This is a genomic window from Phaeobacter sp. S60 (assembly GCF_000826845.1).
Classification (GTDB): domain Bacteria; phylum Pseudomonadota; class Alphaproteobacteria; order Rhodobacterales; family Rhodobacteraceae; genus Phaeobacter; species Phaeobacter piscinae.
Map to the genome: position 1 here is coordinate 1 of NZ_JSWJ01000031.1, position 21730 is coordinate 21730.

Below are 21730 nucleotides of genomic sequence, written 5' to 3' on the forward strand. Positions count from 1 at the left end.
TCGGCGGTGACCACCTGCACATGACCCTGAACCTCGCTGGCTGCCAGGGCGCGGCATGTGGCGGGCAGGTCCAGATCTGGGCTGGCCACCGGTCGGATTGTGACCTCGCCAACTGGCGCGGCCTCGACAGTGTCGAGGGGCACCCCGTCCAGCGACGCAACTGCGATATCAGCCTTGCCCTCCAGCAGCCGCGCAATCGGGCCACCCATCATCTCCATCCGCAGCCGCAAATGGGTTGCTGGGTAACGCCGCCCGGTCTCTGCAAGGGGCGGCAAAAGCAGGTCCAAATCCATCGTGGCGCTGACGGCGATGGTCAATTCCGGCTCTTCGCGGGCGCGCAGCCGGGCCGCGGTAGCGCGCAGCCCTTGCATCTGACGCAGCACTCTGGAGGCCTCACGGTAAAATACTTCCCCCGCCGGGGTGAGCACCGGGCGGTAGGCCTCGCGGCTGAACAGCTCCAGCTCCAGTTGGTCTTCCAATTGGCGGATTGTGTGGCTGATGGCGGATTGCGACTTATGCAGGCGCTCAGCGGCGCCGCGGAAGGTGCCGGTTGAGACGATTGCGTCGAGAGCGATGAGCTGGTCGTGTTTCATGGGTTTATAGACGATCTATTTTTTTAATCGTTATGATGAAAACACAATATTATCAATCAATCATCTCAGGCGGTAGCCAGGGGGCATCACACCACAGGAGACTGTCATGAAACTCTACTACAAACCCGGTGCCTGCTCGCTGGCCAGCCATATCGCCCTGCAGGAGGCTGGCCGCCCCTTTGATATTGAGGCTGTCGATACTGCTGCAGGTCGGACCGAAGGCGGTGCGGACTACCGTGCCATCAATCCCAAAGGATACGTTCCGGCCTTGCGTCTGGAAGACGGCAGCATCCTCACCGAAGGGCCCGCGATCTTGCAGTATATCGCAGATAGCCACCCGGAGGCAGGTCTGGCACCGGTGCCGGGAACCTTGGCCCGCACCCGGATGCAGGAGCAGCTGAACTGGATCGGGACTGAGCTGCATAAGGCATTCGGTCCGCTGTTTCGTGAGGGCAGCACCGAGGCTGATAAGGCCAAAGCACGCATCGATGTCGCGGGCAAATTCGATCTGATTGAGGCGCAGCTGGGAGATGGCCGCGCGTGGCTGGTTGCGGATCAGTTTTCGGTTGCGGACGCCTATTTGTTCGTGGTCGCGAACTGGGCGAATTTCACCGGCATCGACCTGGCCGGCTGGCCCCGGCTGGCTGCCTTTGTAGACCGCAGTGCCGCGCACCCCTCCGCTCAGGCCGCGATGCGCGCAGAGGGGCTGATCCAATGACGCCTACGGATCGCAAACAGGTCCGCGCGCTGATGGAGGCCTATTTCGAGGGGCTTCATCAAGCCGACAGCGCCACGCTGCGTGATGTCTTCCACCCGCAGTTGGCCTATGTCTGCGCCACCGAAGGCGATGAGCTTTATCTGGACCTTGAGACTTACATGACCCGCGTGGATGGTCGTGAGCCGCCTGCCCGGCGCGGCGAGCCACGCGAGGAGGAGGTTCTGGAGGTTGCTTTTGTCAACGACCGGATGGCCCAGGTTAACGCCCGTATGACCATGATGGGACGTGATTTCCATGACCTTCTGACCCTTGTCCGCTACGGTGCCGAATGGCGTATCGTTACAAAAGTGTTCTCCTATGTGCCGAAAAAGGACTGAGCGATGCCTTATGTGAATATCAAAGTGACCCGCGAAGGTGGCCCCGACGGCACCGGCCCGAGCGCTGAGCAGAAGGCGCAGTTGATCCGCGGCGTCACTGATCTTTTGCAAAAGGTTCTGGGCAAATCCCCGGCGACCACATTTGTGGTGATCAATGAGGTCCCGCTGGAGGATTGGGGCGTCGGCGGCCTACCGGTGCAGGAGTATCGTATACAGGCACAATGAGGACGTCGCTGACAGAGACGTTGGGGCCGCTGGCAACTTGACGACGCTCAGCGACCCCAGTTCGGGCGATGGCGGGCGCAGGCGGCAAGAACTGCGCCTGTGCCCGTCTCTGCTTGTGTCAGCAGCTGGTATGGTCGAGGACCAGTTTGCCGGTATGTCCGGGGGCCTCCAGTCTGCGGTGCGCCTCTGATATCTGATCAAGTGGCAAGATCTCTTCGATGTCCGGGAGCAGATCTCCCTGTGCCAGCCAATCGGCCAACGGGGCCAGAACGTCTCGATTGGCGGGGTTCTGAACCGTCACCGGGGTGATCCCGCGAGCGGGGGTAAAAACCCCTCCCGGCTTCCACCATTCTGGAACGACGGTCACATAGGCGCCGCCATCCTTGACACCGGCGAATGCTCTTTGCGCGTGTTCGCGACCGCGCACATCAATGGCACCATCGACACCCTGCGTGTCTGGGTCGGCCAGTTCGAACCCCAGCAGGGGGGCAATTTTCGCAGCCATTGCGCCAACCGCCCCCTTGGGGTTGTTGATCAGGACACGGGCGCCCGGTGCCAGATCCAGCGCCTGAAGCGCGGCCAGGGCCGTGCTGCCGATCAGCGGCACCGCAGCGGCGGTGGTGAAGGAGACCGCATCCGCGATTTTCACAACCTGGCTGGCTGGCAGCGCGGCAAACTGCGCGTGGGTGCCGACCAGTGATCCCGGCTGCGGTGATATCGCCATCACCCGGTCGCCGGGCGCAAAATCGTCGATTTCAGGACCAAGCGCCTCGACCGTGCCCGCCGCATCCCAGCCCAGGATCATTGGGAAATTGGCCGCCTCATCAGGCAGGATATTGCCCGCGCGGACACCGACATCCACTGGATTCACACTGGACGTTTGGATGCGGATCAACAGCTCCCCCGGCTTGGGCTCCGGGCGCGGCAGCTCTGCCATCCGGAAGTGATCAGGTCCGCCATAGGTTTCGATAATTGCAGCTTTCATCCGTGCCTCCAATATTTTGTAATGATCGTTAAATAACCTGTGGCTTGCCGGGTCAAGCACATTTCTGTAGTGATTGATAAATAAAATGGAGACGACCTTGGGACGACAGCGATCCTTTGACACTGATGACGCAATTGAACAGGCGATGCTGCTGTTTTGGGAGCGAGGCTATGAGGCTGCCTCCATGGCCGATCTCAGTGCTGCGATGGGGGTGAACCCGCCCAGCATCTACGCGGCCTTCGGCAACAAGCAGGCGCTATTCGAACGATGCGCCGCCCATTACGCGCAGAGCGTTGCCGCCTACGCCCCCCGTGCCCTTGGCGAGGCAGCAACCGCCGAGACGGCCCTGCGCCGCTTTGTTTCTGACGCCATTGAGGCATTCTGCACGAAAGACAGACCCAAGGGCTGTCTGCTTGTCAGCGCTGCAACCAATTGCGGCAAGGACAGCGCGGGCGCTCAGGATCTGCTGACAGGATATCGGCAGGCCAGCGAGACGATGATTGCAGACCGCATTCGGCGCGGAATGGAAGCAGGGGACATGCCAGCATCCACCAAACCTGATCTGCTGGCGAAATACGTGGCGGTCCTGATCCAGGGACTGGCCGCGCAGGCTCGCGACGGGGCGTCAGCGGGTGACTTGCATGAGGTGGCCGAGCTCGCGCTCAGCCAGCTACCTGTGTCATCCTAGCATCCGGCCTGCGGCCTGCGACCTGTGTCCGCCTTGGACGGCGACCACAGGCCCGCGATCCCGGTCACAGTCCCGAGATATCAGCATAGACATTGTATGTGGCGATCTTGTCGTCGCGAAGGCCAAGGCGCGTTGCAAAGGGCACCTTATGTTCGCTTTGGTCCGTGCGGGTATAGTGAACGTCCCCTTCGCAGAAGACCGCATTACCGCTTGTCCATATGCCGGTAATCGTGTGGCCCATCGCGCGGATCGTGGCGAAGAAGGACGCGTTGGCGTCCTCAACCGCTTTGCGTCCCGTGATGGCGTCGAAATTGCCCAGGCGAAAGGTCACGTCATCGGTCAGAAAGCTGGCGACGGCTTCGGCATTCATCGCGTCGACGGCAGAGTACAGACCCTCGATCAATGCGGTATGTGGCGTGGTTTCTTTGGCTGAAATCTGCATGGGGGTTCTCCTGTTTTGTGGTTGAGCAGTGGAAGCTGGAGCCGGGCATCACGCGGCTCCCTGCGGCGCGGGCATCTCCGCAAAGGGGCTGTCCGGTCCGATCGAGATGATGCCCGCCGGGTTGATATGCCGGTGGCTTTGGAAGTAATGCGCGCGGATATGGGGCAGGTCGATGGTTTCGCGAACACCGGGCAGCCCGCCGATATCGCAAAGATAGCGGGACAGGGCGGCGTAGTCGGCAATCCGCTTTCGATCTGTCTTGAAATGCGTGACGTAGACGGGATCAAACCGCACGAGGGTCGCAAAGAGCTTCAGATCAATGCCGGTAATCTCCTCCCCGGCCAGATAGCGCCTTTGCTCCAGTACCGTCTCGACCTCATCCAGCGCAGCAAAGAGCCGGGTCACCGCTTCGTCATAGGCGGGTTGCGCCGTCGCGAATCCGGCACGGTAAACACCGTTGCAAACCGGCGCATGGATCATGGCGGTCAGACGGCTGATCTCATCCGACAGCGTGCCGGGATAGAGGTCCGGCCCGGTTGCGCCCGCTCCGGCAAAGGCGGTGTTGAGCATCTGCAGAATGCTTGCGGACTCGGTGCTGACGATCCTGCTGCTTTGCTTGTCCAGCAAGAGGGGCACAGTGATCGGACCGGTAAAATCCGGTGCGGCCCGCTGGTAGACCTCGTAAAGGTAACGGTCGCGCGGCACGCCCGCAGTCTCCTCGAAGCCGGGCTGGTCGATGACCCAGCCGTCCTCCGACATGACCGGGTCCATCCATGTGATGCTGACGGCATCGCGGAGACCTTTGAACGTCAGCATCAGGTCGACGCTGTGGCACCAGGGGCAGGCCTTGGACAAATACAGATGATAGCGGCCTGATACGGCCGGAAACGCGGCACCGGGGCTGGCTTCGATCCAGGACCGGAACGCGCTTGGCATCCGCTGAAACTGCCCGTCCGCAGTGACAGGCTTGTCGCGAAGAATTCCATTGATGAGCATTCTGGACATGGCGGCCTCCGGCAAGCTGAGTGATGGGAATGATCTAACTGGTTCCCGTAGATGCGATAATTCGCTATTCGGAAAACTTGAGGGTGAGTAGAAGTTGACAATGGAAAGAGCAGCATGATTGAGATTGGCGCCATTCCGGTCTTTGTGGCGGTCGCGGAAACCGGCGGGTTTGCTGCCGCTGCCCGGCAGCTGGGGATCACAAAATCCGCTGTCAGCAAGCGGATCGGCAACCTGGAAGCGCATCTGGGCATGCAGCTGTTTCACCGCTCGACACGCAGCATGTCCCTGACCGAGGCCGGTGAGATCTACCTGTCCCATGCGGTGCAGGCGCTTGGGTCGGCCAGGGAAGCGGAGGATGCCGTCACTGCCATGCGGGGGCGGCCCGCCGGCCGGCTCAGGGTCAACGCGCCGATGTCCTTCGGCTGGCTGCATGTTGCGCCGTTGATCAAGGATTTTCTCGAGCACCACCCGGGGATCACGCTGGATCTGACCATGGATGACCGGGTTGCGGATCTGGTCGAAGCCGGGTTCGACATGGCTATCCGGGCGGGCACCCTGCCGGATTCTGCCCTGATCGCCCGCAGGCTGGCGCCGATTCACAGTGTCCTCGCCGCGGCACCAGAGTATTTGGCGCAGGCCGGAACGCCAAAGCATCCCGAAGACCTGCTGCACCACAGCTGCCTGCATTACAGCTATTCGCGCGACCCGCGGGAATGGCTCCTGCACGGTGCCGAGGGGGAAATACGTGTGCGCACAAAAGGAAGACTGCGGGTCAACAACAGCGAGGCTCTGTGTACCGCCCTGATAGACGGGCTTGGGATCGGCCGCCTGCCGACCTTCGTGGCGGGCGCTCATCTGGCAGCGGGCCGCCTGGTGCGGGTGCTTCCAGCCTATGCGCTGCCCGAGCAATCCTTATACGCGGTCTTCCCCGAGCGGCGCCACATGCCAGCAAAAGTTCGCGCCTTTGCTGATTTTCTGGCGGACCGGATCGGCCGCGAAACCCCTTTCTGGGACATCGAGGCTGGCCTGGGCGGGTGATGGGTCATCAGGTCAGTGGACTGCTCTGGGTCAAACAATGCCCTGCCTGCTCAGTGGGTTGGTCGGCTGCCCGCCGCAAAAATTTACTACTCTCAGAGCGCGCGTCACCTCGGAGTGGCAAGCCCGATTGGTTTGGTGTCTGGTCTGGAGCTATGGGGCGAAAGCCGAGTTGTTGGTCGAGCGGCCAGTTCAGAGTGAATGACGAGCATATTGCGGTCATGGCTAAACCTGAGCAGTTTGCACGAAGGTGCACCACAACCACTCCGCAGAAGGGTACTCACCAATTGTTGGCGGTCGCATTCGGACAGTTGTCTATCCTCACACACCCCATGATTTCCCATCCGAATGGCAGCTGCAAACAAACTCCAGCAGCATGCTGCAGAGAATTGTCCATCGTATAGGTCAGCAAGGCAAATATTATGCGTGCTTCCACCAGCAATGGCTTGCTGCTGTTCTCGGTGCTGCACGCAGGCTGGGAAACCCATGGCAAACTGCGTGTGGGCCGCGTTCGGCCGCACGTGCCTGACATGGTGCCTTGATCCCCCAGACTGAAGGCGCGGATCTTGTCCAGAAGATCCTCCACTCGCTCACTCCTTCTGTTGGAGATATCTCGCAAGCGGGTCAGCCGTGTGATGAAAGGATGTGGTCGGGTGTGCGACTAGAGGCAGTAGCTCGCCCTGGTGTTCGGTAATTCACAAGGAGCCCGAGCTTGATAAAATCAATCGCGCAGGGCTTTTGCAATCGCGGCTGCCAGATCCTTCGGGTGGACAGGTTTGTGAAGCAGGGGGCGCGCGGCGGGGCCGGTCTTAGCGGGAGTGATACCGGTATATCCCGAGGTATAGACCACGGGCATTGCCGGGTGGATTTCGCGAACTCGGTCGGCCAGCTCGAAGCCGCCTAGGGGACCAGGCATCACCACATCGGTCAGCAGCAGATCAAATCTCGTCCTGTGATCCAGCATATCCAGGGCTTGTTGCACCGATCCAACGGGAAGCACACGGTAGCCAAGCTCGGTTAACATATCACAGGTTATCTCCCGTAGGTCGGGTTCATCCTCGGCCAACAGAATGATTTCACCTCCACCTTTCTCAGCAGGCGCGTCGGTTGCAGAGGTGTTCGGGGGGCTAAGGTCAGAGCCCCGCGGAAGGGTTAGAAGCACTGTAGTACCGCTGCTTGGCTGGGAGCAAATCTGCAAATCTCCACTGGAATGGCGGGCAAATCCATAGACCATCGAAAGCCCCAGTCCGGTACCGGAATTGCTGTCTTTGGTTGTGAAGAAGGGATCTGTACAGCGGTCCCGCGTGGTCTCGTTCATGCCGGGCCCGTCATCTGAGACCGACAGTTCAACGTAGTGGTAGTCGGCGGTGCCGTCCCGAGCGTCCTGCTTGCCAAACCCGTCGCCTGAATCCCCACCTGGACCGTCCCAAGGGGAGGGGGCAGGCTGGGCCTTCAGAGTAATACACGTACCATGACCGCTGCTCATAATGGCATCGCGACTGTTCAGAACCAGGTTCATCAGCGCGGTTTCCAGCTGCGCAGGGTCGCAATGCACCAGCAGATCACGGTCAGCCTCTTCCATCAGAATTTCGATGCGTTTCTCGAGCATCGGGCGGATCAGTTCGTGAAACTCAGTTAGAACCTCATGGACCGGTTTGGTGATGGCAACACCGGGTTGCCGTTTGGCAAAGGCCAGAAGCCGCGTGGTCAGCTGGCGCCCGCGGTTGATCGTGGTTGCTGCGATGCCGAGAAACCGTGCCCGACTATCGGCAGTGGATGCCGAGTCCGCCAGATCCACAGCATATAGCAGGGAAGCCAGTAGATTGTTGATGTCATGGGCGATACCGCCGGTCAGCTCACCAAGCGCATCAAGTCTGCTTTTGCGTTCGACGACCTGCCGGTTGCGTTCCTCTTCGGTGACATCATCCATTACCAGGACAAGGGCGACACCATGTTGTTCGTTTTCCAATGCCGCACTTCTGACCCGGACATGCCGGTAATCATCCCCGCTGGCGCTGCGCTGCAACAAATGGGTTTCCCCTGACAGAACATCGCCTGCGCGTGCGCGCTGTAGCGGATCGGCGCCGACACTATGTGGGGTGAGGTTCTCGCTGTTCAAAAAGTTGATCCCCTCCGGCCAGAGAAACGGCGTCTCAGCGGATACCCCACCCAGCATAAGGCGCGCCCGGCTGTTGATCCGGATGATCTGACCAGAACGGTCCAAAGCGATAATTCCGCTGGTCGCGGCGTTCAGTACGGTTTCCAACTCATCGCGGATTTCGGCGATTTCGCGGGCGCGTCTGACCTTGTCTGCCGCGATGCGACGGCGCGCGCGTAGCTGGCCGATGCCCTGCACTCCCAATAGAGCCAATAGCCCGCCCGCTGCTGCGAGGCCCAAAAGGGTCAGTCGGCCAGAGGTCCAGAACACAGGCGCCCCAAGATATTTTCTGCGCAGCTCAGCATATTCGGCAGAGATCAAATACTGTGGTAACGCCAAGTTCAGTTTGTCGCGCACTTCCCCCAGGCCAAATCGCAATGCGGGCGCACGTTCATAGCTCAGGATCGCAGGCAGCACCTCGTTTAGATTGCCTGCTGCGCTGCGACCGGTTGCTGCTGCCATTATGATATCAGGTTGATCTATCACGGCATCAACGTGTTCGGCCTCCAGCGCCGTCAGCAGCTCCGGCACGCTGGTCATGGGAACCATCTGCCAGTTCAATCTCGCACCCATGTCCAGCGCGGCGGCGTTTTCTGCATGCACGCCTACCCGCAGCCCCCTAAGGTCTGCCAACCGCGAGATCACTTCTGTCCCTGCGGCCATGGTAAAGACAGATTGATCTGCCGCCAAAATGGGATCTGCGAAATCCATCTTTGTGCGCCGCTTGCTTGTGACCTGAACCGCAGGAAGAATGTCGTAGGTGTCCGACTGTGGCCCGAGCAGCCACTCTTCTTCGCTGATGTGCTGAAAGTCCAGCTGCAGACCTGTGCGTTGGGCCAGGCTGCGCAACGCTTCGACCGCGAAACCGGAAAATTCGCCATCAGCATCGATCAGCTGATAGGGCGGTGCATGACGCACACCCACCCGCAGAACCTCCGGTACAGGCAGGGGGATATCCAGAAAATACTTCAGCAGCAGGTCGTCCAGGCGTCGGTCTTGTCTCATTCGGCGCAAGGCGAGTTCGATTTTAGGCATCAGATCGGCGCGGCTCCGATGCAGGGCAATATAGCGGCCGAACTCGCGCAGTGGAGGGTTAAGGAACCGTATCCGGTTATCAACTCCCGCGGATTTTGCGATATTGAAAGCCACTGGCTCCGGGATCATCACCGCATCGACGGTTTTGGAGAGCAGCGCCAATACAGCAGCCTCGGGTGTGGAGAAATTCACGGTGGTATTGCGTGCGAGAAACGCTTCCTGATCGGAGCCAACCGCGGGTGGCACAACACCCACGCGCGCGCCGCTCATCGTTGCAGTCGACTGGCTGAGAGCCATATCGATCCTAACCATGGGGCGCAGGGTTTCTCTGGAAATCGGGGTAGAGAACAGATTGCTGTCACGCAGTGCCGGCAGCTGGGCGATGCCAGCGATCAGATCGGTACGGCCCTCGACCTGCGCCTGCACGAATTCGCGGCTCGACGTCACCGGCACCAATGTGATGCTGGTGCCCAACTCGGTTGCGAGCTGCTGCGCCAACTCCACCAGAAATCCAGTTTCCTCACCTTGAATGTTGCGCTGCGCAAAGGGGGGGACCGACAGAAAACCGATGCGCAGCGGGGCAGGGCCGTCCTGCGACCAGCCTGGCAAGGCTACAATCACCAGCAGAAAGAACGAGAACAGGAACCGGATTGGTCTTACCATGTCGAAGGCTCCGTCGCGTGCTGGCTTGGGTCAGTGTTTTGGGTTGTTGCAATGTTATAGTTGAGCGACCGGGGATGTCAGGCGAAACCAACCGCCGCTCCGGATCAGCAGTCTTTGAGCAGCGTCAGCGATTGTATAAGCCCCGAGTGCCAGGTAAAAAGCTCGCGAAAAAAATGACAGTGCATCAGCGTCTGGTCCGGTGGTTGCATTACTGCGCCGGAGAGGGGAGATGGAAATGGCCAACATACTGGTTCTGGAGGATGATGAGATTTTTGCAAGCCTGTTGCAGGTCTCTCTGGAGCAGGCCGGGCATTTCCCCATCATCTGTGAAGACGCGACCGAGACGATTGCCCAGTACAAAGAATACGACTTTGACCTGGTTATCACTGATCTGATCGTAAAGAAAAACAACCGCGCCATACCAGATGGCGGCGTGATGGTTATCTCCTTCCTACAGGGGCGTGCACGCGACGGGCTTACAATTCCGCCGATTATAGCGATGTCCGGGGCCACGCAGCGTCCGGGGCTGGAGCAGCTGCTGGTCACGTCCAAGGATCTTGGTGCGACGGCAACGCTGACGAAACCGTTTGAACCGGCAGAGCTGCTGGCCCTCATTGATCAGCTGCTGCAACCTCTGACCTGATCACCCGCCCGGGTGGCCGCTTCAAGGAGGTAACCCAGATGCCGGGAAATATGAAAAGGCGCAGCCCGGATGCGGGGTGCGCCTGATTTTCTGGTTGGCAGATGATCTGGTCTCAGCGCCGTTGCATGTCGCGCGGCATCTCCGACAGGATCTCGGCGCCGGTTTCGCGCAGGATCACAATCTCTTCCAGCCGCACGCCAAACCGGTCTTTGAGGTAGATCCCCGGTTCGATCGAGAACACATTGCCAGCGCGCAGCTCAATATCAGAGGTGGCGGTGATATAAGGTGGTTCATGCACATCAATACCCAGCCCGTGGCCGGTGCGGTGCAGGAATTGCGGACCATATCCGGCGGCGGCAATTGTCTCACGTGCGGCACGGTCGACCTCGCTGGCGCGCACGCCGGGTTTCGCGGCTTGGACTGCGGCTTTTACTGCGGCTTCGACCACCTCAAACACCTGCTCATATTCGGCCTCCGGCGTGCCGAACCAGCCGCAGCGGGTCATGTCCGAGGGGTAGCCGTTCAACCGGCACCCGGTGTCGATCAACACCGCCATGTCGCGGGTCAGCCTGGTGTCGCCGGTGTGGTGATGCGGGAAGGCGCCATTGGCACCAAAACCGACGATGGTGAATTCCGCGCTGGCGCCGTGGGCCTTGTAATGGGCATGCAGGATCGCTTGCACATCCAGCTCGCTCATACCCTCTTCAAGGCGGGAAAACGCCTCGGTCACGGCGGCATCATTCAACAGATGTGCAGCCTTCAGCGCGGCATATTCGGCGTCGTCCTTCATCGCCCGCAGGAGGCCCACGGTATCATCGGTAAAGCGCCGCTTTGGCGCGTCCATCGCGTCCAGAACCCGCAGCGCAAAATCAGCGCGCATGGTTTCATCCAGTACCACCGACAGGCCAGCAGCCGTGGCGCCGCAGTCATTGAGCAGCGCGGTCAGCGCGGCATCCGGCCCGTCATCATCCGACCAGCAGCGAAATGGCAGATCGGTGGATGTGCGCGCCGCATCGGCGTTCAACCCCGGCATCAGAAAGCCTGCGTGGCTCTGGCTGACCATCAGCAGCACGGGCCGCTCGTCGCCATGGGGGTTCACACCCGACAGCCACATCATATGGCTGGAGGGGCCAAGCACCACCAGATCGGTGGCGGTCTCGGTCATGCGGTGGCGCAGCCGGGTCAACCGGTCTGCATAGGGAGGCGTGGTCATGGTCATATGTCCTGTAGCGCGGGCGGCCCCATCAGTGGCGGCAGATCGGGCCGGAAGATGAAAAGAAGGGCCGGCTCATGTCAGCGCCGGCCCCAGATGCCCGCCCCCGGATAAGGGGAGCAGGCGAAAGCGCCACGTGGCGCCGGGGGATCAGTTCTTTTCCACCAGACGGTAGAAGACAAAATCGGAGGTCGCGCCATTCACATAGCCAGAGACATCCGCATCCATTGCCACCTGATAGGCGGCCTGGAACATGATCACGATGGGAGAGGTTTTCTGCACCTCTGCCTGCAATTCACGGTACATCTCCAGCCGTTTTTCAGGATCCGCCTCGGTGAGGGCAGCCTTGGTCTTGGCGTTCATCGCGTCCGGCACAGCCCAGGCATTGCGCCATGTGGTGGTGGCCGCATAGTTGTCGTCCGAGTTGTCGGAGTTATAGGCGAAAGCCTTGGCATTGGAATGCGGATCCATGAAATCCGGGCCCCAATAGAGCAGCATCGCCTCATGGCTGCGCTCACGGTATTTGGTGATAACCTGGCTGCCGGTGCCGGGCAGGATTTCAAAGTTGATCCCTGCGTCGGCAAAGCTGGCCTGCAAGGACTGCGCCATATCGGTAAAGGGGGCGGCATTGATCACATCCAGCGAAACGGTGATCGGGGTCTCAATCCCGGCCTCGCTGAGGATGGATTTTGCGCGCTCCGGGTCATAACCGAATGGTGTTTCGTCGTAGGAACCGGGGAAGCCTTTGGGCCAGAACGCCTGATGGATCTCCATCTGGCCGTTGATGATGGTGTCGGTCATGCCCTTGTAATCCACCAGATAGCGGGCAGCCTCCCAGACGGCGGGGTCGGTCAGGCTGTCGGTTTTCTGGTTGAAGGACAGGAAATGCACCGCCGCCTGCGGGTAGGTCTCCACCTTGATGGCGTCGCTGTCAAAGCCACGGATCTGATCGGGTGTCAGATTGCGGGCCATGTCGATATCGCCGGATTCGAGCAGCAGCTCCTGCGTGGCGGCTTCGGCCACATGGCGGATGATGACGCTTTCCATCTTGGGTGCGCCCTTGAAATAATCCGCATTGGCTGCCAACCGGACCATCTGCGCCGGACGATAGCCCTGCAGCTTGAACGGGCCGGAGCCGGCGGCGTTTTCATTCAGCCAGCCATTGCCCATGTCGCCGTCCACGGCATTTGCCATCACCACCTCTTTGTCCACCACCGAAGCGGGGCGGGCGGCCAGCACGTTCATCACAAAGGCGGGGGAAAAATCCCCTTCGTATTTGATAGTGACGTTGTTGCCGTCGGTAGTGATCATCTGATCGACATTCTCGGCGGTCCAGCCCAGTTGCGCCAGGATGAAGGCCGGGGTCAGATTCAGTTTGATCACCCGCGCCAGTGAGAACACCACATCCTCACCACGCACCGGGTTGCCGGAATGAAACACCGCATCGTCGCGCAGAGTGAAGCGGATGGTCTTGGCCTCCGCGTCGACGTCCCAGGCGCTGGCAAGGCCCGGCGCCAGAACGGTGGGATCCTCGGCGTCATATTGCACCAGGCGATCATAAAGGTTGGTCACCAGCTCACCGGAGGTGAATTCATAGGCCTGAGCGGGGTCAATGGCGACGATATCGTCGATATTCTGCGCCACGATCAGCGCATTGGCGGGCGTGTCAGCGATAGCGCCGCTCGCCAGAGGCAGCGCCATCACGCTGGCCAGCAAGGCGGATTTCACGAGGTTCATGTCAGTCTCCCTGTTTGGTTCATTGGTATCCATCGGCCACGACCGCCCCCGCAGGACCGGCCTGCCGCAGCTGCCCGGTCAGGGCAGGTTGGGGGTGTTGGTGCTGTGCAAAACGCTGAGTGTGCCGGTCCACAACAACCGCGCCGGCTGGTCGGTGGGATTGCTCCAGGAATGGGAGGTCAGGCCGCTGTAGTGCAGGCTGTCCCCAACCCGCAGACGGAACACCTGCCCATCCAGCGATTGATCAATCTCCCCCTCCAGCACATAGAGCATCTCTTCGCCCTCGTGGCTGACCTCCTCAGAGACATATCCGGGCGGCACATGCAGGATATAACTGGACAGTTCCGCGCCCGGAAACTGGGCGCCAAGCGCCTCATAGGTAATGGAGGAGCCCGCCAGCGAGAATTGCGTCCGCGTCATCGCCCGCGTCACCGCGTCCGAGGGTTTCGGCGTGGCGATGAAATACTCCAGCCCCACCTCCAGCGCTGACGCGATCTGTGCCAGCGTGCCCAGCGTTGGGGTGGCATTGTCGCGCTCCACCTGGCTCAGATAGCCCACTGAGACGCCGGACACATCACAAAGCGCCTGAAGCGTCAGCCCCATCTGCTTGCGCCGCTTGCGGATCAACGCGCCCAGCATCGGGCCTGCGCTGCTGCGGGTCTTCGCCGTTTTCTGGGGGGCGGTGGTCTGGGGCATCGGCGGCTCTCATTCTGGATGGCTTTTAATCAGCTTAGGAAAAAAATTATTGTGAAGCAAAAAAATTTTGCTTTTGCGGAAAAAAATATTTATGCCCGTAGGCAAGGTGACGGTGTGTCTGCGGTCGTGAACCGTCGGCTTCGGCTATGTGAAAGGGCAGGGTATCTTGACCAGCACAGGAACAACGAGACGCGCAGTTCTGCGCTGGGGACGAGGGCTTGCGGGCTTTGCCATCGTGTCGACGCTGACCTTTCTCGGCCTTCTGGCAATCACGTTTTTTATTGGCCGTGTGGTGCCGATTGACCCGGTTCTGTCAGTGGTCGGAGATCGCGCCACGCAGGACCAATACGAGGCGGCGCGGGTTGCCATGGGGTTGGATCGCCCGCTGGTGGTGCAGTTTTTCGCCTATGTGGCGGACGTCTTTCAGGGCGATCTGGGGCGCTCTGTTTCCACCAACCGGCCCGTCGTGTCCGATCTGGCGCGGGTGTTTCCCGCCACGCTGGAAATGGCCACGCTTGGTATCCTGATTGGTGTGCTTATGGGGGTTCCCATGGGTGTCTGGGCTGCCGCGCGGCAGGGCACTTGGGTCGATCAGATCATCCGGGTCTTTGCGCTTCTGGGCTATTCGGTGCCCGCGTTCTGGCTGGGGCTGGTTGGTCTGGCGGTGTTCTACGCGGGTCTGGGCTGGGTCGCCGGGCCGGGGCGGGTCGACATCTTTTATGATGGGTTGATTGATCCGATCACTGGCCTGTTGCTGGTCGACAGCCTGCTGGTTGGCGACACAGAGGTGTTCTGGAACGCGCTTTCGCATCTGGTGTTGCCTGCGGCCATCCTCGGCTTTTTCAGCCTCGCTTATATCGCCCGGATGACCCGCAGTTTCATGCTGGACCAGCTGAGCCAGGAATTCATCACCACCGCCCGCGTCAAAGGCGTGCCGGAATGGAAGGTGATCTGGGTGCATGGGTTCAAACCGATCCGGGTGCCACTGATCACGGTGATTGGCCTTTCCTATGCGGCGCTGCTGGAAGGTTCGGTGATGATTGAAACGGTGTTCAGCTGGCCCGGCATCGGCAATTACCTCACCGTGGCGCTGCTCAATGCGGATATGAATGCCGTCCTTGGCTCAACACTGGTGATCGGCGCGGTCTTCATCTTCATCAACAAGATCTCGGATGTGCTGTACCGGGTTCTCGACCCAAGGAGCCTGTGATGCTGAGCCGCGACTGGTTGCTGGACGACTCGCCCGCCACACGGACCCAGGCCACCGCAGGGCGCGCCTATCGCATGATCCTTGCGCTGATGCGCAACCCGCTGGCGGTGCTGGGGGCTGTGATCATCACCGTCCTTATCCTGGCAGCGGCTTTTGCGCCCTGGATCGCGCCGCAAAGCCCGGTGGGGCAGGACCTGACCTCCCGTCTGTTGCCGCCCTCCTGGGCCAACTGGATGGGCACGGATGAGCTGGGGCGCGATATCTTTTCCCGCGTGGTGTACGGCGCCAGCATCACGCTGATGATTGTCGCTCTGGTGGCGGTGATTTCGGCGCCGCTGGGGCTGATCATCGGGGCGGTTTCGGGCTACTTCGGGGGCTGGACCGACCGGATTCTGATGGGCGTCACCGATGTGTTCCTGTCCATGCCCAAGCTTATTCTGGCGCTGGCCTTCGTTGCGGCGCTGGGGCCGGGGATCGAAAACGCGATCATTGCCATCGCCATCACCGCGTGGCCCGCCTATGCCCGCATTGCACGGGCCGAAACGCTGACCTTCCGAAACGCAGAATTCATTGCGGCCACCCGCCTACTGGGGGCCTCGCACAGCCGCGTTATCCTGCAGCATGTGCTGCCACTGTGTACGTCATCGATGATTGTGCGGGTGACGCTGGACATGGCGGGAATCATTCTGACAGCGGCAGGGCTTGGGTTTCTGGGCCTCGGCGCGCAGCCGCCGCTGCCGGAATGGGGCGCGATGATTTCGCGCGGGCGGGTGTTTATTCTGGACCAATGGTGGGTCGCGACCATGCCCGGTATCGCGATCATCGTGGTCAGCCTCGGCTTTTGTTTCCTTGGCGATGGCTTGCGCGATGTGCTGGACCCGAAACAGGGGGGCAAATCATGAGCGATGCGCGCGCGCCACTGCTGGAGCTGGAAAACCTCCGCGTCAGTTTTCCAACCCCCAAGGGCCGGGTTGAGGTGGTCAAGGGGTTAAGCCTGACCCTGGGCCGCGAGCGGCTTGGTATCGTGGGCGAGAGTGGTTCCGGCAAATCCATGACCGGTCGCGCCATCCTGCGGCTGATCCGCAATCCGGGTCGGATGACGGCGGATCGGCTGACGCTGGAGGGGCAGGACCTGCAAACCCTTAGCGAGCGCCAGATGCGCGGCGTGCGCGGTGCCCGGATTTCGATGATCATGCAGGACCCGAAATTCTCGCTCAATCCGGTGATGACCATCGGTGCACAGATCGCTGAGGCGCTGGATGTTCACGAGCGGCTGAACCGCCGCGACACCCGCGCCCGCGTGCTGGAGATGCTGGAGGCGGTGCGCATCAATGACCCGGAGGCCGTCGCCCAGATGTATCCGCATCAGGTGTCCGGTGGCATGGGGCAGCGGGTGATGATCGCAATGATGCTGATCCCGCGCCCGGATCTGTTGATCGCGGATGAGCCGACTTCGGCACTGGATGTGTCGGTGCAGGCGCAGGTACTGGATCTGATTGATGATCTGGTGCGCGACAAGGGGATGGGCCTCATCCTGATCAGCCATGACCTCAATCTGGTGGCGCGCTATTGTGACCGGATCATGGTGATGAATGCCGGCCGCGTGGTGGAGAGCTGCGCCGCTGCGGACCTGCATAAGGCCAGCCACCCCTACACCCAAGGGCTGCTGGCGGCGGTGCCCCGGATGAAAGAGACCCGCGACACGCTGCCGGTGCTCGACCGACAAGGCTGGAGTGGCACATGACCGCGATCTCTCTGCGAAATCTCGATATTTCTTATGGCGACACCAAGGTGGTGCGGGACGTCAGTTTCGACGTCGCCGAAGGGGAAAGCTTTGCCCTGGTGGGGGAAAGCGGTTCCGGAAAATCCACCGTGCTGAAAGCCATCGCGGGGCTCGCCCCTGATTGGACAGGGGACATCTCGGTGCTGGGCCAGCCACGCAGCCACGGTATTGACCGAGCGTTTTCGCGGACCTGCCAGATGGTGTTTCAGGACCCCTATGGCTCATTGCACCCGCGCAAACCGGTCGACTGGGTGCTGCGGGAGCCCTTGCGGGTGCATGGGATCGGGGCGCGCGACGCCCGCGTCGCAGAGATGCTGGCGGCAGTTGGTCTCGACCAGCGGTTCCGGTTCCGCTATCCGCATCAGCTGTCTGGTGGGCAGCGTCAGCGGGTCGCCATCGCGCGCGCCCTGATGCTGGATCCAAAGGTAATGCTGCTGGATGAGCCGACCTCGGCGCTGGATGTCTCGGTGCAGGCGGAAATCCTGAACCTGCTGAAGACGCTGCGCCGCGATCAGGGGCTGACCTATCTGATGGTCACGCATAACTTGCCGGTCGTCAGCTTCATGTGTGACCGAATGGCTGTGATGAACAAGGGGCGTATTGTTGAGATCGCCCCGGCTGAGGCGCTGCATGACGGTGCCTTCAGCGATGCCTATACGCAGCAGCTTTATGCTGCCAGCGGTGGCGCGGAGCCGTGCGCGTGACACTAACCCGAGAGAAGGGATCGACCCGAATGCCCGACGACAGACTGCCGGAAGATTTTGCAGAGGCGCTGCGCCAGTTCACCGACACGCTCGCTGCTGCCACCGACCCCGAGGCGGCCTATGACGCGCTCTGCGCGCTGACCAAAGCCACGGTTGGGGCCAAGCTGTTCACGGTGATGACTGTGGATATGGCAGCCATGCTGGCCTGCCGCACCTATACCGATGATCCCGAGAACTATCCGACCTCCGGCACCAAGCCGATTGAGCTGAATGACTGGTTCGAGATTGTCCATGGCCAGCACCGCTGTTTTGTTGCCAATACGCTGGAAGAGATCGATCAGGTCTTCCCAGATGCGGAGCTGATCGGGGCGCTGGGCTGCGGATCGGTGATCAACCTGCCGGTGCTGATCGGGGGTGAACTTGCCGCGACCATCAATATTCTGCATGAGCCAGGGTATTACTCAGAGGCACGGGTGGAAGCGGCAAAGGCCCTGTTGACCCTGCCTGCAATGGCGACGCTGGCCTTGGCCCGGCATCTGTAATCTCTCCCGCGCGCAGCAAATGAAAAAAGAGGCCGCGCGTCGGCGGCCTCTCTATGGTCTGTTGTCCCATACGCGCAGGGTGCAGAAAGCGGGTTCCCGGTCGGCGGGTCAGTCTTCCAGACTGTCTTCGCGTTTCTCGTCGATCAATCCGCGTTCCTCGTTCTTGCGCTGTTGGAAGCGGCTACCGTAGCCCTCAAGATCCTCGTCAGAAATCACCTCTTTGGCGCGGGTGAAGACCTCGTTTTCTTCCTCATCCATGTGATGTTCGTACTCATGCTTCAGCTGTTCGAATTTGGTCATCCAGAGGTCGGAGGACATCTTCATCACATTCAGCTCCTCCATCAGATCATCAAGCTGCTGATGCTCATGTACGGAATGGCGGGCCGCGTCCTGACCCCAGGTTTGGCTGATCAGTTTGGAATAGAACGTCTCCTCCTCCGCGGCCGCGTGGCTTTTGACGTCTTCGTAAAACCGTTTCCACAGAGCTCCACGCGCCTCGACCTTGCTGTCTTGTATGGAGGTCAGCAGTTTGCGGTGGGTATCATGGTCGTCCTTGATCGCATCGTAAATTGTCGGCATTGGAAGCTCCAGTCTGGTGGGATCAGTTGAACGGCACGGCGACCTTGCCGGGCAAGGTTCGGCGGCTCTCTGATGAACAAACGCCACAATCGGGCAGAGTGTTCCTGATGCGGTCAATCGCGCCGCAGGATTGCGCAGGTTCCGGGTCGCGCGCGCTGCAGGGTTTGCCCTATTTGGGGGCGGCAGGCTGGCAGAGGACCCACAAAAATGACACTGGATATGGTATTGGCGCTGTTGTTGTTTTTGTTCCCGCTCGCCTATAGCCCCGGACCGGGCAATCTGTTTTTTGCGGCCAATGGTGCGCGGTTTGGCTTTCGCGCGACCTTGCCTGCGACAACGGGTTACCATATCGCCACGGCTGCGGTGACGCTGCTGATTGGATCCGGCGCATTGGCGGCTCAGGCGGTGGCGCAGGAGGCGTTCACCTGGCTGAAGATGGCAGGCGCGGGGTATGTGCTGTGGATCGCATGGGGCCTGTGGCGCGCCGGTGGGCTACAGGCGGAGCTTCAGGCCCGTCCGGCCCGATTTAGAGATGGTGTCGTCCTGCTGCTGCTCAACCCCAAAGCCTATGTGATTATCACCGTGATGTTCAGCCAGTTTCTCACACCTCCGGGGGCGGTGAGCCTTGGTAGGGACGCGCTGGCGCCGGTGCTGGCCATCACGCTGATTTTCACTCTCAACAATTTGGTGGCATTCTCGATCTGGACCTGGATCGGCGACGGGCTGGCGCGACAGTTTTCCCGCGATCTGCGCGCACGGCAACTCAACCGGGGATTTGCGCTTTTGCTGGCCGGTGTTGCCTTATGGATGTTGCTCCTGTGAGGTGGCGGCGCGCTCAGCCGCCCCGGTAGGGCCACATAAGGAGACCGCGCCGGTCGGGGCACATGGTGCAATCCGGAACATTTTCAGAGCGGTGACGTTGAGCCAGAGAGCGACGACGGAGTCGAACATGGGTGAGAGCGAGTTGAAGGGTGATATGGGCTGTGCCGCTGGTGGCGCACCGGACGTGATCGCAGCCCCCCTGCCGCAGGAGCCGCAGGCGCGCAGATCTGCAGCGGCCCGCAAGGTGGGCATCGAGATTGAGTTCGGCGGCCTGTCCGTTGCGCACGCTCAAAAAATCGTGCAGCGCGAACTTGGCGGTGAGATCCGAGCGCAGGACCGCGCGGACGGGCCAAACCCGCATGTCGCAGCTACGGCGCTGGGTGACGTGGAGGTCTATCTCGACAGCCGTTATCGCAGCAAACCGGGCCTCGGCAAAACGCTGGTCGCCATGGCGGAACCGCTGATCCCGGTCGAAATCGTCACCCCGCCGCTGAAACAGTCGCAGCTGTCGCAGCTGGATCAGCTGTGCGTCAGATTGGCAGAGGCCGGGGCCACGGGTACGCAGGACGGTGTGCTGAACGGCTTTGGCGTGCATCTCAATGTGGAGGTTGCCGATATGACGGCTGCGCATATCGGACCGGTGCTAACGTCCTTTGCGCTGCTGGAACCGCTGCTACGCCGAATGCCGGGGATCGACCTGTCGCGGCGTGTGCAGCCGTTCATCGCGCCCTATCCCAAGGCCTTGATAGACGCGCTGTGTGCGTCCCCTCCGCAGACCATGGACGATCTTCTCCGCCTCTATCTTGAACATGCCGCCGATCGCAATCACGCGCTGGATCTGCTGCCGCTGCTTGCGGATTATGCCCCGGATCGCGTGCGTGCAGCCTTGGGGGAGGGAGACAAAACCGCCGCGCGGCCTGCCTACCATTACAGATTGCCTGATTGCCGTCTGGGGGATCCCGACTGGTCGATCACCCGTGAGTGGAACCGCTGGGCCGAGGTAGAACAGATCGCCCGCGATGGGCGGCTAAAAGCACTGATTGAGGGCTGGCAGGCGCGACCGCGCAGCGAACAGTTGATGAGCCGGGAATGGGCCAAACACGCGGCAGATATCCTCGGCATTTCAGGCCGGGAGGGCATTGCATGAAACCGCGGATTGCCGTGACAGTCTCGCGCCGCAGCGGATGGCGGATTTTTCCACTGATGGCTCTCAATATCTGGCTGGCAGGTGGCCACGCTGTCCGCTGGCAAAGCAACCGTGAGGCGGATCTCTCTACAGTGGATGCCGTGGTCATTGGCGGAGGTGATGACATTGCGCCAACACTGTATGATGGTCAGATCATGCCTGAGGTCCGGCTGGATCCTGACCGCGACGCGCTGGAGGCAGCCATCGTGCGCGAGGCGACGCGTCAGGATGTACCCCTCTTGGGGATCTGTCGCGGCGCGCAGATGTTGAACGTGGCGCGCGGCGGGCGGCTCTATCAGGACGCCTACGCCTTCTATGGTCAGCAGAATTACAAAACGGTTCTGCCTCGCAAAGAGGTCACCATTACCAACAACAGCGTGTTGCGCCGGGTGTTGGGCGTGCCCAGGCTCAAAGTCAACGCATTGCACAGCCAGTCCGTCAGCGATTTGGGGCAGGGGCTGCGGGTCACCGGGCGCGATCAGTCCGGCATGGTGCAGGCGGTTGAGGATCCGGGGCGACGTTTTGCGATTGGTGTGCAGTGGCACCCGGAGCATCTGTTCTACCGCGCGGCACATCTCAATCTGTTTCGCGCCTTGGTTGCTGCCGCCAGATCCAAACGGGATACACCAGCAGATCAGATGCGCTGTGCGGGCTGATGTCTGATACGGGCTTAACAGCCTGATGACAAAAG

Annotated in this window: 23 protein-coding genes; 14 read left to right on the forward strand and 9 right to left on the reverse strand. The window is 60.9% G+C overall.

All coding sequences use genetic code 11. The features are described 5' to 3' along the window. Positions 1–593: LysR family transcriptional regulator (locus tag OO25_RS21095; RefSeq protein WP_040182735.1), on the reverse strand; the 593-nt coding region annotated here is incomplete at its 3' end. Between the two features lie 106 nt (positions 594–699). Here OO25_RS21095 and gstA point away from each other — a divergent pair. From gstA to OO25_RS21110, 3 genes are read left to right on the forward strand one after another with little or no spacing between them, the layout of a single operon-like run. Next, positions 700–1311 (forward strand): glutathione transferase GstA, encoded by a 612-nt coding sequence (gene gstA, locus OO25_RS21100; protein WP_040182701.1) that lies wholly within the window; start codon positions 700–702, stop codon positions 1309–1311. Continuing rightward, entirely contained in the window at positions 1308–1688 is a 381-nt protein-coding gene (locus OO25_RS21105) for a nuclear transport factor 2 family protein (RefSeq protein WP_040182703.1), read from the forward strand. The genes gstA and OO25_RS21105 overlap by 4 nt, the downstream gene beginning before the upstream one ends. Positions 1689–1691: 3 nt before the next feature. Then, positions 1692–1913: a 4-oxalocrotonate tautomerase family protein gene (locus tag OO25_RS21110; RefSeq protein WP_040182705.1), complete on the forward strand. Its 222-nt coding sequence runs from the start codon at positions 1692–1694 to the stop codon at positions 1911–1913. Between the two features lie 118 nt (positions 1914–2031). Here the strand turns inward: OO25_RS21110 and OO25_RS21115 are convergent, their stop codons facing one another. Beyond that, positions 2032–2898, reverse strand: a complete 867-nt coding sequence (locus tag OO25_RS21115) for an NADP-dependent oxidoreductase (RefSeq protein WP_040182707.1) — start codon at positions 2896–2898, stop codon at positions 2032–2034. A gap of 85 nt (positions 2899–2983) precedes the next feature. Between OO25_RS21115 and OO25_RS21120 the strand changes: the two genes are divergently transcribed. Further along, positions 2984–3586, forward strand: a complete 603-nt coding sequence (locus OO25_RS21120; RefSeq protein WP_052465746.1) for a TetR/AcrR family transcriptional regulator — start codon at positions 2984–2986, stop codon at positions 3584–3586. A gap of 64 nt (positions 3587–3650) precedes the next feature. Here OO25_RS21120 and OO25_RS21125 read toward each other — a convergent pair whose 3' ends face one another. Together OO25_RS21125 and OO25_RS21130 are read right to left on the reverse strand one after the other, a co-directional pair. Next, on the reverse strand, positions 3651–4028 hold the full coding sequence (locus OO25_RS21125) for a nuclear transport factor 2 family protein (RefSeq protein ID WP_052465747.1): 378 nt from the start codon (positions 4026–4028) through the stop codon (positions 3651–3653). Positions 4029–4076: 48 nt separating this feature from the next. Further along, on the reverse strand, positions 4077–5033 hold the full coding sequence (locus tag OO25_RS21130) for a glutathione S-transferase family protein (protein WP_082035386.1): 957 nt from the start codon (positions 5031–5033) through the stop codon (positions 4077–4079). Between the two features lie 114 nt (positions 5034–5147). Here OO25_RS21130 and OO25_RS21135 point away from each other — a divergent pair, with 114 nt between their 5' ends. After that, entirely contained in the window at positions 5148–6071 is a 924-nt protein-coding gene (locus OO25_RS21135; protein WP_040182712.1) for a LysR family transcriptional regulator, read from the forward strand. Positions 6072–6789: 718 nt separating this feature from the next. Here the strand turns inward: OO25_RS21135 and OO25_RS21140 are convergent. Then, complete coding sequence (locus tag OO25_RS21140) at positions 6790–9924, reverse strand: transporter substrate-binding domain-containing protein (RefSeq protein ID WP_040182713.1); 3135 nt, start codon at positions 9922–9924, stop codon at positions 6790–6792. Positions 9925–10159: 235 nt separating this feature from the next. Here OO25_RS21140 and OO25_RS21145 point away from each other — a divergent pair, with 235 nt between their 5' ends. After that, positions 10160–10567 carry a response regulator transcription factor gene (locus OO25_RS21145; protein ID WP_040182738.1) on the forward strand — a complete coding sequence of 136 codons (408 nt, stop codon included), beginning with the start codon at positions 10160–10162 and terminating at the stop codon, positions 10565–10567. A gap of 112 nt (positions 10568–10679) precedes the next feature. Here OO25_RS21145 and OO25_RS21150 read toward each other — a convergent pair whose 3' ends face one another. The 3 genes from OO25_RS21150 to OO25_RS21160 form a co-directional block, all read right to left on the reverse strand. Continuing rightward, positions 10680–11780: a Xaa-Pro peptidase family protein gene (locus OO25_RS21150; RefSeq protein ID WP_040182739.1), complete on the reverse strand. Its 1101-nt coding sequence runs from the start codon at positions 11778–11780 to the stop codon at positions 10680–10682. A 150-nt stretch (positions 11781–11930) separates the two neighbouring features. Continuing rightward, positions 11931–13517, reverse strand: a complete 1587-nt coding sequence (locus OO25_RS21155) for an ABC transporter substrate-binding protein (protein WP_040182714.1) — start codon at positions 13515–13517, stop codon at positions 11931–11933. A gap of 78 nt (positions 13518–13595) precedes the next feature. After that, on the reverse strand, positions 13596–14213 hold the full coding sequence (locus OO25_RS21160) for a helix-turn-helix domain-containing protein (protein ID WP_040175608.1): 618 nt from the start codon (positions 14211–14213) through the stop codon (positions 13596–13598). 166 nt (positions 14214–14379) lie between these two features. On the opposite strand from OO25_RS21160, the gene OO25_RS21165 reads away from it, so the two are divergent. Genes OO25_RS21165 through OO25_RS21185 form a run of 5 tightly spaced genes read left to right on the forward strand, consistent with a single transcriptional unit; the run spans position 14380 to position 18452 of the window. Further along, positions 14380–15423, forward strand: a complete 1044-nt coding sequence (locus tag OO25_RS21165; protein ID WP_052465748.1) for an ABC transporter permease — start codon at positions 14380–14382, stop codon at positions 15421–15423. After that, positions 15423–16325 carry an ABC transporter permease gene (locus tag OO25_RS21170; protein ID WP_040182715.1) on the forward strand — a complete coding sequence of 301 codons (903 nt, stop codon included), beginning with the start codon at positions 15423–15425 and terminating at the stop codon, positions 16323–16325. Before OO25_RS21165 ends, OO25_RS21170 begins: the two co-directional genes overlap by 1 nt. Continuing rightward, the gene (locus OO25_RS21175; RefSeq protein WP_040175606.1) at positions 16322–17167 is read left to right on the forward strand and encodes an ABC transporter ATP-binding protein; all 846 of its coding nucleotides are present in this window, start codon (positions 16322–16324) and stop codon (positions 17165–17167) included. Before OO25_RS21170 ends, OO25_RS21175 begins: the two co-directional genes overlap by 4 nt. Then, on the forward strand, positions 17164–17910 hold the full coding sequence (locus OO25_RS21180) for an ABC transporter ATP-binding protein (protein ID WP_040182716.1): 747 nt from the start codon (positions 17164–17166) through the stop codon (positions 17908–17910). Before OO25_RS21175 ends, OO25_RS21180 begins: the two co-directional genes overlap by 4 nt. 29 nt (positions 17911–17939) lie before the next feature. Continuing rightward, positions 17940–18452, forward strand: coding sequence for a hypothetical protein (locus OO25_RS21185; RefSeq protein ID WP_040175602.1), 513 nt, complete (start codon positions 17940–17942; stop codon positions 18450–18452). Positions 18453–18560: 108 nt separating this feature from the next. Here OO25_RS21185 and OO25_RS21190 read toward each other — a convergent pair whose 3' ends face one another. Continuing rightward, the gene (locus OO25_RS21190; protein ID WP_040182717.1) at positions 18561–19031 is read right to left on the reverse strand and encodes a hemerythrin domain-containing protein; all 471 of its coding nucleotides are present in this window, start codon (positions 19029–19031) and stop codon (positions 18561–18563) included. A 207-nt stretch (positions 19032–19238) separates the two neighbouring features. Between OO25_RS21190 and OO25_RS21195 the strand changes: the two genes are divergently transcribed. The 3 genes from OO25_RS21195 (at position 19239) to OO25_RS21205 (ending at position 21695) form a co-directional block, all read left to right on the forward strand. Next, a complete protein-coding gene (locus OO25_RS21195) occupies positions 19239–19853 on the forward strand; it encodes a LysE family translocator (protein WP_040182718.1) in 615 nt (204 codons plus the stop codon). A gap of 127 nt (positions 19854–19980) precedes the next feature. Continuing rightward, a complete protein-coding gene (locus tag OO25_RS21200) occupies positions 19981–21000 on the forward strand; it encodes an amidoligase family protein (protein WP_052465749.1) in 1020 nt (339 codons plus the stop codon). Continuing rightward, positions 20997–21695: a gamma-glutamyl-gamma-aminobutyrate hydrolase family protein gene (locus OO25_RS21205; RefSeq protein WP_040182719.1), complete on the forward strand. Its 699-nt coding sequence runs from the start codon at positions 20997–20999 to the stop codon at positions 21693–21695. Before OO25_RS21200 ends, OO25_RS21205 begins: the two co-directional genes overlap by 4 nt. The last annotated feature ends 35 nt before the right edge of the window (positions 21696–21730 follow it).

Bases quoted from the DNA above. Each gene is read 5' to 3' on its own strand.
- OO25_RS21200 (WP_052465749.1), top strand. From the start codon at position 19,981: ATGGGTGAGAGCGAGTTGAAGGGTGATATGGGCTGTGCCGCTGGTGGC.
- OO25_RS21175 (WP_040175606.1), top strand. From the start codon at position 16,322: ATGAGCGATGCGCGCGCGCCACTGCTGGAGCTGGAAAACCTCCGCGTC.
- OO25_RS21155 (WP_040182714.1), bottom strand. From the start codon at position 13,517: ATGAACCTCGTGAAATCCGCCTTGCTGGCCAGCGTGATGGCGCTGCCT.
- OO25_RS21160 (WP_040175608.1), bottom strand. From the start codon at position 14,213: ATGCCCCAGACCACCGCCCCCCAGAAAACGGCGAAGACCCGCAGCAGC.
- OO25_RS21125 (WP_052465747.1), bottom strand. From the start codon at position 4,028: ATGCAGATTTCAGCCAAAGAAACCACGCCACATACCGCATTGATCGAG.
- OO25_RS21115 (WP_040182707.1), bottom strand. From the start codon at position 2,898: ATGAAAGCTGCAATTATCGAAACCTATGGCGGACCTGATCACTTCCGG.
- OO25_RS21205 (WP_040182719.1), top strand. From the start codon at position 20,997: ATGAAACCGCGGATTGCCGTGACAGTCTCGCGCCGCAGCGGATGGCGG.
- OO25_RS21185 (WP_040175602.1), top strand. From the start codon at position 17,940: ATGCCCGACGACAGACTGCCGGAAGATTTTGCAGAGGCGCTGCGCCAG.
- OO25_RS21135 (WP_040182712.1), top strand. From the start codon at position 5,148: ATGATTGAGATTGGCGCCATTCCGGTCTTTGTGGCGGTCGCGGAAACC.
- gstA (WP_040182701.1), top strand. From the start codon at position 700: ATGAAACTCTACTACAAACCCGGTGCCTGCTCGCTGGCCAGCCATATC.
- OO25_RS21190 (WP_040182717.1), bottom strand. From the start codon at position 19,031: ATGCCGACAATTTACGATGCGATCAAGGACGACCATGATACCCACCGC.
- OO25_RS21140 (WP_040182713.1), bottom strand. From the start codon at position 9,924: ATGGTAAGACCAATCCGGTTCCTGTTCTCGTTCTTTCTGCTGGTGATT.
- OO25_RS21120 (WP_052465746.1), top strand. From the start codon at position 2,984: ATGGAGACGACCTTGGGACGACAGCGATCCTTTGACACTGATGACGCA.
- OO25_RS21150 (WP_040182739.1), bottom strand. From the start codon at position 11,780: ATGACCACGCCTCCCTATGCAGACCGGTTGACCCGGCTGCGCCACCGC.
- OO25_RS21195 (WP_040182718.1), top strand. From the start codon at position 19,239: ATGACACTGGATATGGTATTGGCGCTGTTGTTGTTTTTGTTCCCGCTC.
- OO25_RS21110 (WP_040182705.1), top strand. From the start codon at position 1,692: ATGCCTTATGTGAATATCAAAGTGACCCGCGAAGGTGGCCCCGACGGC.
- OO25_RS21180 (WP_040182716.1), top strand. From the start codon at position 17,164: ATGACCGCGATCTCTCTGCGAAATCTCGATATTTCTTATGGCGACACC.
- OO25_RS21105 (WP_040182703.1), top strand. From the start codon at position 1,308: ATGACGCCTACGGATCGCAAACAGGTCCGCGCGCTGATGGAGGCCTAT.
- OO25_RS21145 (WP_040182738.1), top strand. From the start codon at position 10,160: ATGGCCAACATACTGGTTCTGGAGGATGATGAGATTTTTGCAAGCCTG.
- OO25_RS21130 (WP_082035386.1), bottom strand. From the start codon at position 5,033: ATGTCCAGAATGCTCATCAATGGAATTCTTCGCGACAAGCCTGTCACT.
- OO25_RS21170 (WP_040182715.1), top strand. From the start codon at position 15,423: ATGCTGAGCCGCGACTGGTTGCTGGACGACTCGCCCGCCACACGGACC.